The organism is Streptomyces zhihengii (assembly GCF_016919245.1).
Classification (GTDB): domain Bacteria; phylum Actinomycetota; class Actinomycetes; order Streptomycetales; family Streptomycetaceae; genus Streptomyces; species Streptomyces zhihengii.
Genome location: NZ_JAFEJA010000002.1, coordinates 375,456 through 388,048 on the forward strand (window position 1 = coordinate 375,456; position 12,593 = coordinate 388,048).

Below are 12,593 nucleotides of genomic sequence, written 5' to 3' on the forward strand. Positions count from 1 at the left end.
TGTTCATGCGGTGCTCATGCTAGTCACGGGCGTCACAGGCGACGCCCGAAGCACGGGCACTGTCCACAGAACGGTGGAGTTGCGCCCGAAGTCGCGCGCGGGGGCGCGCGGACGTGATAGGTGCGCGCCCCGCCGGGCGCCGCCCGCAGGGGCGGGCCGGCCCCGGCGGGCGGCGCGCGCGGGCACCGGCCGCAGCGGTTCGCGGGCACCCGCCGGAGGAGTTCGCGGGCACCCGCCGGAGGGGTTCGCGGGCACCGGCCGGAGGGGTTCGCGGGCACCGGCCGGCGGGGTGAGCTGGGGTGAACGTCACAGGCCTGCCCGCCGGTCCGCCGGGCGGCGGCCGACTACCGTGAGCGGGTGCCCACGAACCGCGACACCCCGGCCAGCTTCGGCGCCTGGCGCCGCCGCGTCCTCGCGCGCGCCGTCCACCGCGGGTGGCGGTGGGTGCAGGAGGCCGGTTCCGTCACCGCCGAGCATCCCGGGCGGCTCCGCTTCCGGCGGCTCGGCCACGGCACCCGGCTGGCCTTCCCGCAGGGGACCGTCTTCGGCGAGCCGTGGATCGAGCTCGGCTCCCACTGCATCATCGCGGAGCAGGTGACGCTCACGGCCGGCATGATGCCCGGGCTCGACCTCGGGCCCGACCCGATCCTGACCCTGGGCGACGGCGTGGTGCTCGGGCGCGGCAGCCATGTCATCGCCGACACCCGGGTGACCATCGGCTCGGACACCTACTGCGGGCCGTACGTCTACATCACGTCCACGAACCACAGTTACGACGACCCGGGGCAGCCGGTCGGCAAGCAGTGGCCGCGCGCCGAGCCGGTCGAGATCGGGCCCGGCTGCTGGCTCGGCACCGGCGCGGTGATCCTCCCCGGGGCGCGGCTCGGCCGCAACGTGGTGGTCGCCGCCGGCGCGGTCGTCCGCGGCGAGGTCCCCGACCACGCGGTGGTCGCCGGGGCGCCCGCCCGTGTGGTGCGCAGCTGGGACCCGGTCGACGGCTGGCGCCCGCCGCTGCGCACACCGGCCCCCGTGCCGATCCCCGAGGGCGTGACGCCCGAGCAGCTCCTGGCGCTCGCGGACCTGGACGAGGTCTGACGCACCACGCGCCCGGGCCGCCGTGCCCAGGGAGGCCCCGGCCGCCGTGCCCGAGCGGCGGCGCGCACCCGGGCCGGAGCACCCGGGCCCGACGCTGTTAGCGTGCGCCGCATGCGCGCACCCATCGGAGCCTTCGACGACGCCACGCCCGCCCCCGACCGCCTCGACCTGCTGATCGAGCCGGTCGCCGCGGCGGTCCGCGACTGGCACGGCGACGTCCCCGCCGAGGACCTGCTCCACGTCGACACCGACCCGGCGATCGCCGACACGGCCGTCTTCACCGAGCACTACGGACGCGACCTGCTGGACGTGTCGGCGAACTGCGTGATCGTGGCGGGCAAGCGCGCGGGCGAGACCACGACGGCCGCCTGCCTCGTGCTCTCCCGCACCCGCGTCGACGTCAACGGCGCCGTCCGCCGCCACCTCGGGGCGCGCAAGGCCTCGTTCGCGTCCATGGAGGCCGCCACCGGCGGGACGGGCATGGAGTACGGCGGGATCACCCCCATCGGGCTCCCCGCCGGCTGGCCGCTGCTGGTCGACGCGGCGGTCGCCGCCACGGAGTGGGTGCTGATCGGCAGCGGCCGCAGGCGCGGCAAGCTGATCGTGCCCGGCCGGACCTTCGAAGGGCTGCCGGGCGCGGTGGTCGTCGAGGGCCTGGGCGTCTGACGCCCGGGCCCGCCGGGTCAGCCCAGCCGCGGGATCTCGATTGCCGGGCAGCGGTCCATCACCATGTCGAGACCGGCCTCCCGGGTACGGGCGTACGCCTCCGGGTCGACCACGCCGAGCTGGAACCACACGGCCTTCGCACCGGCCGCGACCGCCTCGTCGGCGACCTGCCCGGCGAGGTCGGAGTTCACGAACACGTCCACCACGTCGACGGGGAACGGGATGTCGGCGAGCGAGGCGTAGCCCTGCTCGCCGTGCACCGTCGCGGCCTTCGGATGCACCGGCACCACCCGCTTGCCGAAGCGCTGGAGGATCTGCGCGACGCCGTACGCGGCGCGCGACCGGTTGTCCGACAGGCCCACCACCGCCCAGGTGTCGCCCGTGGTGGTGAGGATGCGGCGGATCGTCTCGTCGTCTGCGTACATGCCCGGCACAACCGGGCTCCGGCGCCCGGCATTCCCCTGTGGCCGGAGCGCGCCGGAGCGCCGCATAGGGTGGCGGGATGCAGGACCAGTACCGGACGGTCGCCCGCGAGGGCGTCCACGAGACCGAGATCAACCGCTCGCGCTTCCTCTGCTCGCTCGCGCCCGCGGCCACCGAGGAGGAGGCCCAGGCGTTCGTCGCCCGCGTCCGCGCGCAGCACCCCGCCGCCACCCACAACTGCTTCGCCTACGTGGTCGGAGCGGACGCCTCCGTGCAGCGGGCGAGCGACGACGGCGAGCCCGGCGGCACGGCCGGGGTGCCCATGCTCCAGATGCTCCTGCGGCGCGAGGTCCGCTACACGGCGGCGGTCGTCACCCGGTACTACGGCGGGGTCAAGCTCGGCGCGGGCGGACTGATCCGCGCCTACGGAGGCGTGGTCGGCGAGGCGCTGGACACCCTCGGCACCGTGGTCCGCACCCGGTTCCGGATCGTCCGGGTCACCGTCGACCACCAGCGCGCCGGCAAGGTGGAGAACGACCTGCGGGCCACCGGCCGCGACGTGCGCGGCGTCACCTACGCCGGCCGGGTCACCATCGAGGTCGGCCTGCCCGACGCCGAGGTGGACGCCCTCCGCGCCCACCTCGCCGACGTCACCGCGGGCACGGCGGTGGTGGAACTCGGCGGCGAGGCGTACGGCGATGCCTGAGACGCCCGATCCCGCCCGCGGTGTCCGACCCCGCGGATACGCTCACCGATCATGAGACTCCTGCACACGTCGGACTGGCACCTGGGGCGCTCGCTGCACCGGGTGAGCATGCTCGACGCCCAGGCCGCCTTCCTCGACCACCTGGTGGCCGCCGTCCACGAGCACGAGGCCGACGCCGTCCTCGTAGCCGGTGACGTGTACGACCGCGCCGTGCCGCCGCTCGCCGCCGTCGAGCTGTTCGACCGCGCGCTCCACCGGCTCGCGGCCGCCGGGGTCCCGACGGTGATGATCTCCGGGAACCACGACTCCGCCCGCCGCCTCGGCGTCGGCTCCGGCCTGATCGAGCGGGCCGGCATCCATCTGCGCACCGACCCGGCCGGCTGCGCCACCCCCGTGCTGCTCTCCGACGAACACGGCCCCGTCGCCTGCTACGGCCTGCCCTATCTCGAACCGGCCCTGGTCAGGGAGCGCCTCGGTGCCGAGCGCACCGCCCACGAGGCGGTGCTCGCCGCCGCGATGGAGCGGGTGCGGGAGGACCTCGCCGGCCGGGCGCCCGGCACCCGCTCCGTCGTCCTCGCCCACGCCTTCGTCGCCGGCGGCGAGGAGAGCGACAGCGAACGGGACATCACCGTCGGCGGGGTCGCCGCCGTCCCGGCCGGGGTCTTCCACGGCGTCGACTACGTCGCCCTCGGCCACCTCCACGGCGCCCAGACCGTCACCGACCGGATCCGCTACTCCGGCTCCCCGCTCGCCTACTCGTTCTCCGAGGCGGCCCACCGCAAGACGATGTGGCTGATCGACCTGGACGCGCGGGGCGAGGTGACGGCCGAGCGGATCGACTGCCCGGTGCCCCGGCCGCTCGCCCGGCTCCACGGCACGCTCGGCGAACTGCTCGACGACCCGCGGCTCGCACGCCACGAGACGTCGTTCGTCGAGGCCACCCTCACCGACGCGGTGCGCCCCGCCGACCCGATGGCCCGGCTCGCCGCACGCTTCCCGCACACCCTCAGCCTCGTCTTCGCCCCGGAGCGCGCCCCCGAGGACGGCACCGCCTCCTACGCGCAGCGCCTCAGCGGGCGGTCCGACCAGCAGATCGCGGAGGACTTCGTGGCCCACGTCCGCGGCGGCAGCGGGCCCGACGGCGACGAACGGGCCGTGCTGCACGGCGCGTTCGACGACGTCCGGGTGGACGCCGGGGTGCGCGAGGTGGCCGGGTGAGGCTGCACCGGATGTCCGTCACGGCCTTCGGGCCGTTCGGCGCCACCCAGGAGATCGACTTCGACGCCCTCTCCAAGGCGGGCCTCTTCCTGCTCCACGGCCCCACCGGCGCGGGCAAGACCTCCGTGCTGGACGCCGTCTGCTTCGCCCTGTACGGCGCCGTCCCCGGCGCCCGCCAGAGCCCCGGCACCTCCCTGCGCAGCGACCACGCCGAGGTGCGCACCCCCACCGAGGTGACCCTCGAACTCACCCTCGGCGAGCGCCGGCTGGAGATCACCCGCCACCCCGCGCAGCCCCGCCCCAAGGCACGCGGCACCGGCTTCGTCACCGAACGGGCCCGCAGCAGGCTGCGCGAGTACGACTCCGCGACCGGGCAGTGGAAGGCCCTGAGCACCTCCCACCAGGAGATCGGCGAGGAGATCACCCAGCTCATCGGCATGAGCCGGGAGCAGTTCTGCCAGGTCGTCCTGCTGCCCCAGGGCGACTTCGCCCGCTTCCTGCGCGCCGACGCCGAGGCCCGCGGCCGGCTCCTCGGCCGGCTCTTCGACACCCGCCGCTTCGCCGCCGTGGAGGAGCGCCTCGCCGAACTGCGCCGCGGCGCGGAACAGCAGGTGCGCACCGGCGACGAGCGGCTGCTCGCCGTCGCCCACCGGATGGAACAGGCCGCGGCGGGCTCCGCGGGCGACTGGCCCGCCCCCGACCGGCAGCCGGGCGACCCCGGACTGGCCGGTGCCGTCCTCCAGTGGGCCGCCGTGGCCCGGGCCGGCGCCCGCGAGGAACGGGACGTCGCCGAGGCGCGCGCCGATGCGGCCGGGGAGCGGCACACCGCCGCCCGCCACGCCCTCGACGCCGCACGCGAACGCGCCCGCCTCCAGCAGCGGTACGCCGAGACCCGGCGGCGCGCCGACGCCCTGGAGGAGGCACGCCCCCGCCACGACGCCCTCGCCGCCGAGACGGACCGGGCCCGCCGCGCGGACCGGGTGCTGCCCGCCCTCCGCCTGCGCGACGAGGCCGCACGCGCCCACCGGGCCGCCCTCACCGGCCGTGAACGGTCCCGCGCGGGGCTGCCCGACGACCTGGCCGGCGCGGACGCCGAGCGGCTCACCGCCCGGGAGCACGCCCTGCGCGGCGAACTGGGCGCCCTGGAGTCCGCCCGCAGGGCGGAGCGGCGCAGCGCCGAGATCACCCGCGAGCGCGCCGAGACCGACCGCCAGGCCCGTGCCGACGAGGACGCCCTGCACGAGGCGTCGGCCTGGCTTGACGGCTGGGAGGCCCGGCGCGGCCGCCACACCGCGCGCATCACCGCCGCGCAGGAGGCGGCCACCCGGGCCGAGCACCTCGCCGGCCGTCTGGCGCCCGCCCGCGACCGCCTCGCCGCCGCCTGCGAGCGCGACGAACTCGCCGCCCGCGCCGAGCGCGCCGAGGCGAGGCTGCGCACCGCGCACACCGGCGTCAACGAGGCGCGGGCGCACTGGCTCGACCTGAAGGAACGCCGGCTGCGCGGCATCGCCGCCGAGATCGCCTCGGCCCTGGAGCCCGGCGCGCCCTGCGCCGTCTGCGGCTCGGCCGAACACCCGGCCCCCGCCCGCGCGGAGGCCGGCCATGTGGACCGCGCCGCCGAGGAGGCGGCCTACGAGGCGAGCGTCCGGGCCGAACAGACCCGCGCGGCCGCCGAACGCGAACTGGCCGTCACCCGCGAGTCCCACACCACGGCCGCCCTCCGCGCCCGCGCACCCGTCCCGTCGGGTGCCGCACCCGGCCCGGCGGCGCCGGACGGCGACGACACCAAGGCCCGCCTCGCGCCCGCGACGGCGGCCCGCTCCGCGTCCGGCGGGTCGGGGATCCCGCACGCCTTGGGCGAGGCGGACGCCGGGCGGATGTCCGGGCAGGACGGCATGGTGCGGGGCCGGGGTGCCTCCGGCGGGGCGGAGGGCGATCGCGCGCCCGCGACGGCGGCCCGCTCCGCGTGCGGCGCGTCGGCGGTCCCGCACGCCTTGGGCGAGGCGGACGCCGGGCGGATGTCCGGGCAGGACGGCATGGTGCGGGACCGGGGTGCCTCCGGCGGGGCGGAGGGCGATCGCGCGCCCGCGACGGCGGCCCGCTCCGCGTCCGGCGCGTCGGCGGTCCCGCACGCCTTCGGCGAGGCGGACGCCGGGCAGGATCCCGGGGCCGCCGAGGCGGCGCCGGACGGCACGGAGGCCCGCCTCGCGCCTGCGGCGGATGCACCCGACGGCGGCGGGGACGGGGTGGCGCGTTCGCGGGTGGTTGCGGGGGAGGGGCGGGAGCGTGCCGGGGTGCCCGGGCCGCGGGAGGGGGACGTGGATCCCGCCGTGGACGATCTGCGGGCCGCGGTCGCCGAGCTGGAGCGCCGGCACGCCGAGGCGCACCGCACCGCCGCCGGGATGCACGACGCGCGGGAGGCGCTGGAGCGGGGCGAGCGGGAGCACCGGGAGCGGCTGGAGGCCCGCAGGGCCGCCGAGCGGTCGATCGCCGCGCGCCTCTCGCGCCGTGAGGCGATCGACCAGGAGCAGGCCGCCATCGAGGACGAGCTCGCCCGGGCGCGCGGCGGGGCCGCGAGCGTCGCCGACCACGCAGCGCGGCTGGAGCGCCGCATCGGCCTGCTCGCCGCGGCGGCCGAGGCCCTGCGGCAGCTCGGCACGGCGGAGCAGCGGCTGGCGGAAGCCGGGGAACGGCTCGCCGACGCGGCCCGCGACGCCGGTTTCGCGACCGTCGACGACGCCGCGGACGCCGTCCTCGACGAGCGTGCGCGGCGCGAGGCCGAGGCGGGCGTCGAGTCGTGGCGCACCGAGGCCGCGGCCGTCGCCGAGCGGCTGGCCGAGGACGACGCCCGCGCGGCCGCCGGTCTGCCCGCGGCCGCGCCGGAGGCCGCCGCGGCCCTCGCGGCGGCCGCCGAACGCGAGTCGCGCGAGGCCGCTGCCGCGCTCGCCGCCGCCCGGGAGCGCTGCGCGGCGCTGGACCGCCTCTCGGCGGGGGCGGCGGAGGAGGTCCGCGGGCTCGGCCCGCTGCGCGAGCGCTACGACCGGGTGGCGCGGCTGGCCGGCCTCACGGCCGGCACCTCGGCCGACAACGAACGCAAGATGCGCCTGGAGTCCTACGTCCTGGCGGCCCGGCTGGAACAGGTCGCCGCGGCCGCCACCGTGCGCCTCCAGCGGATGTCGTCCGGGCGGTACACCCTGGTCCACTCCGACGCCCGCGCCGGCGGACGGCGGGCCGGACTCGGGCTGCACGTGGTGGACGCCTGGACGGGCCGGGAGCGCGACACCGCCACCCTCTCCGGCGGGGAGACCTTCTTCGCCTCACTGGCGCTCGCCCTCGGCCTCGCGGACGTGGTGACCGACGAGGCGGGCGGCACCCGGCTCGACACCCTCTTCGTCGACGAGGGCTTCGGCAGCCTCGACGAGCAGACCCTCGACGAGGTGCTCGACGTCCTGGACTCGCTGCGCGAACGCGACCGGAGCGTGGGGATCGTCAGCCATGTCGGCGACCTGCGCCGCCGGATCCCCGTCCAGCTCGAAGTGGTCAAGGACCGGTCCGGGTCGGCCGTCCGGCTGCGGACGGGGGACGTGCTCGCCGACTGACCGCCCGGCCCCGCCCGTCGGCCCCGCCCGGGGAACCCGCCCAGGCCCCCGGTCCGTTCCCGGGCGGGAGCGGCCGCCCCCGATCGGCGGGCGGGCTCAGCGGCTGATCGCGCGGCTCGGCAGCGGGGAGGAGTACACCACGCTGGTGGTCACCGAACCGAGGCCGCCGATCTTGCCGGACACCTCCTCCAGGTGCCGCATCGAGCGGGCGGTGACCTTCAGCACGAAGCAGTCGTCGCCCGTGACATGGTGCGCCTCCACGATCTCCGGCGTGGTGTCCAGCAGGTCGTGGAACGGCTTGTAGTTGCCCGTCGGATACCGCAGCCGCACCAGGGCCATGATCGGCAGACCGAGCCGCTCGGGATCCACGACGGCCGTGTACCCCTTGATCACCCCGGCCTCCTCCAGCCGGCGCACCCGCTCGGTGACGGCGCTCGCCGACATCGAGACCTCCTTGGCGAGCTCGGTGAAGCTCGCCCTGCCCTGGGCCTGCAGTGCCCCGAGAATGCGCCAGTCGGTGGCGTCCGGTGAATATCCGCTCATGGGGCAGGGATAGCAGGGATTTCCCCGGCGGATCAAGCCGGACCCCGGGGAAACTCTCTTCAGCGGTCGGGCGGGCGGCCATAGATTTCAGGTCATGAACAGCACCCGGAACACCGCCGCCGCGACCGTCGCCCCCAACCCCGTCCTGCGCGTCCCGCCCGCCTCGCCCGCCGCCGCGGCGGCGTACTTCGGGGCGAGTCTCGCCTTCCACGCCGATGTCTCCGACGTGGCCGCCGCCCTCGCCTCGGGCGGCGACCCCGGCTTCGTCGTGGTCGACTCCCGTTCCACCGAGTCCTGGGACCAGGGGCACGTCCCCGGGGCGGTCCACCTGCCGACGGCGCTCGTTCCCGAACAGGCGGAGCACCTGCTGGACCGGTCGGTGCCGGTGGTCACCTACTGCTGGGGCCCGGGCTGCAACGGGGCGACCCGGTCCGCCCTCGCCCTCGCCGAACTCGGCTTCCAGGTCAAGGAGATGCTGGGCGGCTTCGAGTACTGGGCGCGCGAGGGCTTCGCCTACGAGACCTGGGAGGGCACCCGCACCCGCGAGGCCGACCCGCTGACGGCACCCGTCGACGGGGACTGCGGCTGCTGACCGGCGGCCTGCGCACACCGGGAGCCCGGCACCCGCACCGAGCCCCGGCACCCCGGCACCGGGAGCCCGGCACCCCGGCATCCGCACCGAGCCGCGGCTCCCGGGCACCGGACCCCGGCACGTCTGCACCCGCACCGGGCCCCGGTGCTCCCGTGCCGGGAGCGCGCAGCCCGGGCCCGGGCGCGTCCGTCCGGCACGGGACGGACGCACCCGGGGCGCCGCGCCGTCACAGCCGGGACAGCTCCTCGACCAGGTCGTCCAGACCCAGCGGCCCCTGCGACAGCGCCGCCATGTGCCACGCCTTGGCGTCGAAGGAGTCGCCGTGGGCGCGGCGGGCGTTCTCCCGGCCCAGCAGCCAGGCCCGCTCGCCCAGCTTGTAGCCGATGGCCTGTGCCGGCATCGACAGATAGCGGGTCAGCTCGCTCTCCACGAAGTCCGCGGGGCGGCCGCTGTGGCTGCCGAAGAACTCCTGCGCCAGCTCCGGAGTCCACCTCTCCCCGGGGTGGAACGGCGAGTCGGCGGGGATCTCCAGCTCCAGGTGCATGCCGATGTCGATGATGACGCGGCAGGCGCGCATCATCTGCGCGTCCAGGTAGCCGAGCCTGCGCTCCGCGTCGGGGAGGAAGCCGAGTTCGTCCATGAGCCGCTCCGCGTACAGGGCCCAGCCCTCGCTGTTGGCGCTCACCGAGCCCACGGTGGCCTGGTAGCGGGAGAGCCGGTCGGCGACGTGCACCCACTGCGCGAGCTGGAGGTGATGGCCGGGCACGCCCTCGTGGTACCAGGTCGACACCAGGTCGTACACCGGGAAGCGGGTCTCGCCCATGGTCGGCAGCCACGTTCTGCCGGGACGCGAGAAGTCCTCCGAGGGGCTGGTGTAGTACGGGGCCGCCGCGCCGCCGGGCGGGGCGATGCAGGACTCCACCTTCCGCACCCGCTCGTCGAGTTCGAAGTGGGTGCCGTCCAGCGCGTCCATCGCCTCGTCCATCAGGCGCTGGAGCCAGGCCCGCACCTCGTCGACGCCCTCGATGTGCGTCCCGTGCACGTCGAGATGGGCCAGTGCCTCCCAGGGGCCGGCGCCGGGCAGGATCCGCTCGGCCTCTGTCCGCATCTCGGCCAGCAGCCGGTGGTACTCGGACCAGCCGTACGCGTACGCCTCGTCCAGGTCGAGGTCCGTGCCGTTGAAGAAGCGCGACCAGCGGGCGTAGCGTTCCCGGCCCACCGTGTCCGGCGCGCCCTCGATCGCGGGCGCGTACACGTCGCGCACCCAGTCGCGCAGCGCCACCAGCGCCTGCGTCGCGGTGCGGGCGGCCACGTCCAGCTCGACCCGCAGCGCGGCGGGCCCGTCGGCCACGAAGTCCTCGAACCAGCTCTGCCGGCCGCCGATCCACTCCGTCATCTGCCCGACGAAGGTCGCCGTCGCCCGGGGGCCGCCGTACAGCTTCCGTTCGAGGCCGAGGGCGAGCGAGGCCCGGTACCCCTCCAGCGCCTGGGGCACCGCCCGCAGCCGCTCGGCCACGGCCGACCAGTCCCCGTCCGTCGCGGTCGGCATCAGGGTGAACGCCTGGCGGACGGAGTGGGCGGGCGAGCGCAGGTTGCTGACCGTCCGCAGCCACTCGTCCGCCTCGCGGACGGCGAGCTGGGCGGTGAGCCGCTCGCGCAGGAGCCGGGCGCAGCGGCGCTCGGCGTCGGTGTCGGCGCCGGGGTGCGTCTCGGCCTCGCCGAGCAGGGCGAGGGTCCTGCGGGCGAGGGCGGCGAACTCCTCCTGGCCCTCGGGCGAGTAGTCGGGGAGCAGGCGGTTGCTCTCCTCGACCCCCAGGTAGGTCCCGGTGATCGGGTCGAGCTCGACGAGTGCGTCGACGTAGGCGTCGGCGACCTGGCGCGGCAGTGCGCTGCTGGAAGCTGGCATGGGCTCATCCTGGTACGCGAAGGGCCTCCGCGTCATCATCATCCGCTGTCGGACACCTGACGGCCGGTGGCCGGCGGCAGCAGCGGACCGCACTCCCACTGCTGGAAGATCAGCCGGGTCTCGACCCGGGCGACCTCTCGCTGCGAGGTGAACTCGTCCAGTACCAGGCGCTGGAGATCGGCCATGTCGGTCACCGCGACGTGCACCAGGTAGTCGTCCGGTCCGGTCAGATGGAACAGCGCGAGCGACTCGGGCAGCGCCCTGATGCGTTCGACGAAGGGGCCGATCAGTTCGCGCCGGTGCGGGCGCACCTGCACCATCAGCAGCGCCTGGAGGCCGCGGCCGAGCCGGGCGGGGTCGAGGGCGAGCCGGTGACCGGTGATCACGCCGGACCGGCGCAAGCGCGCGACCCGGTCCAGGCAGGTGGACGGTGCCACGCCGACCTCCGCCGCGAGCTCGCGGTAGGTCGTCCGGGCGTCGTTCTGCAGGAGGCGGAGGATATGCAGATCCACCGGATCAAGTGCGACGGATTCGGCCATGCGGCGAACGTAGCACGGTGGACCCTCGCTACCTTCCGGTAGATGTTCACAGTGCGGCCATGGAGAACGCAGCTTCGGCCGTACCCGGATCCAGGGCGCTGGCCACCGACGCCGTGCACGCAGGACGCGAAGACCTCGCGGAACTGGGCCTGCACGCCCCGCCGCTCGACTTTTCCACCACCTACCCCTCGTACGACGCCGCCGAAGAGGCCGCCCGGATCGACGAGTTCGCCCGGACCGGCGCACGGCTGGAGGGCCCGCCGGTGTACGCCCGGCTGGACAACCCGACCACCGCCCGCTTCGAGACCGCCCTCGCCACCCTGGAGGGCACCGAGGCCGCGGTGGCCTTCGCCAGCGGGATGGCGGCCCTGACCGCCGTCCTGCTGGCGCGGGCGAGCACCGGCCTGCGGCACGTCGTGGCCGTCCGGCCGTTGTACGGCTGCAGCGACCATCTGCTGAACGCGGGGCTGCTCGGCACCGAGGTCACCTGGACCGACCCGGCCGGCATCGCCGACGCGCTGCGTCCCGACACGGGCCTCGTCATGGTGGAGACGCCGGCCAACCCCACCCTCGCCGAGGTGGACCTGCGGGCCGTGCGCCACGCCTGCGGCTCCGTGCCGCTGCTCGTCGACAACACCTTCGCCACCCCCGTGCTCCAGCGGCCCGCCGAGCACGGCGCCCGGCTGGTGCTGCACAGCGCCACCAAGTACCTCGGCGGCCACGGCGACGTGATGGGCGGAGTGGTGGCCTGCGACGAGGAGTTCGCGCGCACCCTGCGCCAGGTGCGCTTCGCGACCGGCGGGGTGCTGCACCCGCTGGCCGGCTACCTCCTGCTGCGCGGTCTGTCCACGCTCCCCGTGCGGGTGCGGGCGGCGTCCACCACCGCGGCCGACCTGGCGTGCCGGCTGGCCGCCGATCCGCGGATCGCCCGGGTGCACTATCCGTCGATCGGCGGGGCGATGGTCGCCTTCGAGACGTACGGCGACCCGCACGCGGTGATCGCCGGGGTCCGGCTGATCACGCCCGCGGTCAGCCTCGGCAGCGTCGACACGCTCATCCAGCACCCGGCGTCCATCAGCCACCGCATCGTGGCGGAGGGGGACCGGCGCTCGGCCGGGGTGAGCGACCGGCTGCTGCGGATGTCGGTGGGCCTGGAGGACGTCGAGGACCTCTGGCGGGACCTGACCCAGGCCCTCGGCGGGGGCCCGCGCCGGGCCGCCGCCCCGCCGGTGACCGCGGTGCTCGCACCCTGACGCGGACGCGGACGCAGACGCAGACGCGGAGGCAGACGCGGAGGCAGAAGCAG

General features: G+C 76.1%; 11 protein-coding genes. 7 read left to right on the forward strand and 4 right to left on the reverse strand.

Going from position 1 to position 12,593, the window contains the following annotated elements; genetic code table 11:
* Positions 1-357: 357 nt before the first annotated feature.
* Together JE024_RS29875 and JE024_RS29880 are read left to right on the forward strand one after the other, a co-directional pair.
* The gene (locus JE024_RS29875) at positions 358-1,095 is read left to right on the forward strand and encodes an acyltransferase (protein WP_205377073.1); all 738 of its coding nucleotides are present in this window, start codon (positions 358-360) and stop codon (positions 1,093-1,095) included.
* Between the two features lie 111 nt (positions 1,096-1,206).
* Complete coding sequence (locus tag JE024_RS29880; RefSeq protein ID WP_205377074.1) at positions 1,207-1,761, forward strand: YbaK/EbsC family protein; 555 nt, start codon at positions 1,207-1,209, stop codon at positions 1,759-1,761.
* 17 nt (positions 1,762-1,778) lie between these two features.
* On the opposite strand, the gene JE024_RS29885 is transcribed toward JE024_RS29880, so the two are convergent.
* Complete coding sequence (locus JE024_RS29885; protein WP_205377075.1) at positions 1,779-2,186, reverse strand: CoA-binding protein; 408 nt, start codon at positions 2,184-2,186, stop codon at positions 1,779-1,781.
* A 77-nt stretch (positions 2,187-2,263) separates the two neighbouring features.
* On the opposite strand from JE024_RS29885, the gene JE024_RS29890 reads away from it, so the two are divergent.
* The 3 genes from JE024_RS29890 to JE024_RS29900 are packed head-to-tail and all read left to right on the forward strand — an operon-like array spanning position 2,264 to position 7,707.
* Positions 2,264-2,890, forward strand: coding sequence for a YigZ family protein (locus JE024_RS29890; protein WP_205377076.1), 627 nt, complete (start codon positions 2,264-2,266; stop codon positions 2,888-2,890).
* Between the two features lie 51 nt (positions 2,891-2,941).
* Entirely contained in the window at positions 2,942-4,108 is a 1,167-nt protein-coding gene (locus tag JE024_RS29895; RefSeq protein WP_205377077.1) for an exonuclease SbcCD subunit D, read from the forward strand.
* Entirely contained in the window at positions 4,105-7,707 is a 3,603-nt protein-coding gene (locus tag JE024_RS29900; RefSeq protein ID WP_205377078.1) for an AAA family ATPase, read from the forward strand. The genes JE024_RS29895 and JE024_RS29900 overlap by 4 nt, the downstream gene beginning before the upstream one ends.
* Before the next feature lie 96 nt (positions 7,708-7,803).
* On the opposite strand, the gene JE024_RS29905 is transcribed toward JE024_RS29900, so the two are convergent.
* Positions 7,804-8,250 (reverse strand): Lrp/AsnC family transcriptional regulator, encoded by a 447-nt coding sequence (locus JE024_RS29905; protein WP_205377079.1) that lies wholly within the window; start codon positions 8,248-8,250, stop codon positions 7,804-7,806.
* A 94-nt stretch (positions 8,251-8,344) separates the two neighbouring features.
* Here JE024_RS29905 and JE024_RS29910 point away from each other — a divergent pair, with 94 nt between their 5' ends.
* A complete protein-coding gene (locus JE024_RS29910; RefSeq protein ID WP_205377080.1) occupies positions 8,345-8,842 on the forward strand; it encodes a rhodanese-like domain-containing protein in 498 nt (165 codons plus the stop codon).
* Positions 8,843-9,068: 226 nt separating this feature from the next.
* On the opposite strand, the gene JE024_RS29915 is transcribed toward JE024_RS29910, so the two are convergent.
* Together JE024_RS29915 and JE024_RS29920 are read right to left on the reverse strand one after the other, a co-directional pair.
* Positions 9,069-10,748 carry a DUF885 domain-containing protein gene (locus JE024_RS29915; RefSeq protein WP_205377081.1) on the reverse strand — a complete coding sequence of 560 codons (1,680 nt, stop codon included), beginning with the start codon at positions 10,746-10,748 and terminating at the stop codon, positions 9,069-9,071.
* A 38-nt stretch (positions 10,749-10,786) separates the two neighbouring features.
* The gene (locus tag JE024_RS29920) at positions 10,787-11,287 is read right to left on the reverse strand and encodes an Lrp/AsnC family transcriptional regulator (protein ID WP_205377082.1); all 501 of its coding nucleotides are present in this window, start codon (positions 11,285-11,287) and stop codon (positions 10,787-10,789) included.
* Positions 11,288-11,346: 59 nt separating this feature from the next.
* Between JE024_RS29920 and JE024_RS29925 the strand changes: the two genes are divergently transcribed.
* The gene (locus tag JE024_RS29925; protein WP_205377083.1) at positions 11,347-12,540 is read left to right on the forward strand and encodes a trans-sulfuration enzyme family protein; all 1,194 of its coding nucleotides are present in this window, start codon (positions 11,347-11,349) and stop codon (positions 12,538-12,540) included.
* Positions 12,541-12,593: the final 53 nt, after the last annotated feature.

What these genes read in the sequence shown, in the direction of transcription:
- JE024_RS29880 (WP_205377074.1), top strand. Translation starts at nt 1,207, where the DNA reads ATGCGCGCACCCATCGGAGCCTTCGACGACGCCACGCCCGCCCCCGAC.
- JE024_RS29885 (WP_205377075.1), bottom strand. Translation starts at nt 2,186, where the DNA reads ATGTACGCAGACGACGAGACGATCCGCCGCATCCTCACCACCACGGGC.
- JE024_RS29890 (WP_205377076.1), top strand. Translation starts at nt 2,264, where the DNA reads ATGCAGGACCAGTACCGGACGGTCGCCCGCGAGGGCGTCCACGAGACC.
- JE024_RS29895 (WP_205377077.1), top strand. Translation starts at nt 2,942, where the DNA reads ATGAGACTCCTGCACACGTCGGACTGGCACCTGGGGCGCTCGCTGCAC.
- JE024_RS29905 (WP_205377079.1), bottom strand. Translation starts at nt 8,250, where the DNA reads ATGAGCGGATATTCACCGGACGCCACCGACTGGCGCATTCTCGGGGCA.
- JE024_RS29910 (WP_205377080.1), top strand. Translation starts at nt 8,345, where the DNA reads ATGAACAGCACCCGGAACACCGCCGCCGCGACCGTCGCCCCCAACCCC.
- JE024_RS29915 (WP_205377081.1), bottom strand. Translation starts at nt 10,748, where the DNA reads ATGCCAGCTTCCAGCAGCGCACTGCCGCGCCAGGTCGCCGACGCCTAC.
- JE024_RS29920 (WP_205377082.1), bottom strand. Translation starts at nt 11,287, where the DNA reads ATGGCCGAATCCGTCGCACTTGATCCGGTGGATCTGCATATCCTCCGC.
- JE024_RS29925 (WP_205377083.1), top strand. Translation starts at nt 11,347, where the DNA reads ATGGAGAACGCAGCTTCGGCCGTACCCGGATCCAGGGCGCTGGCCACC.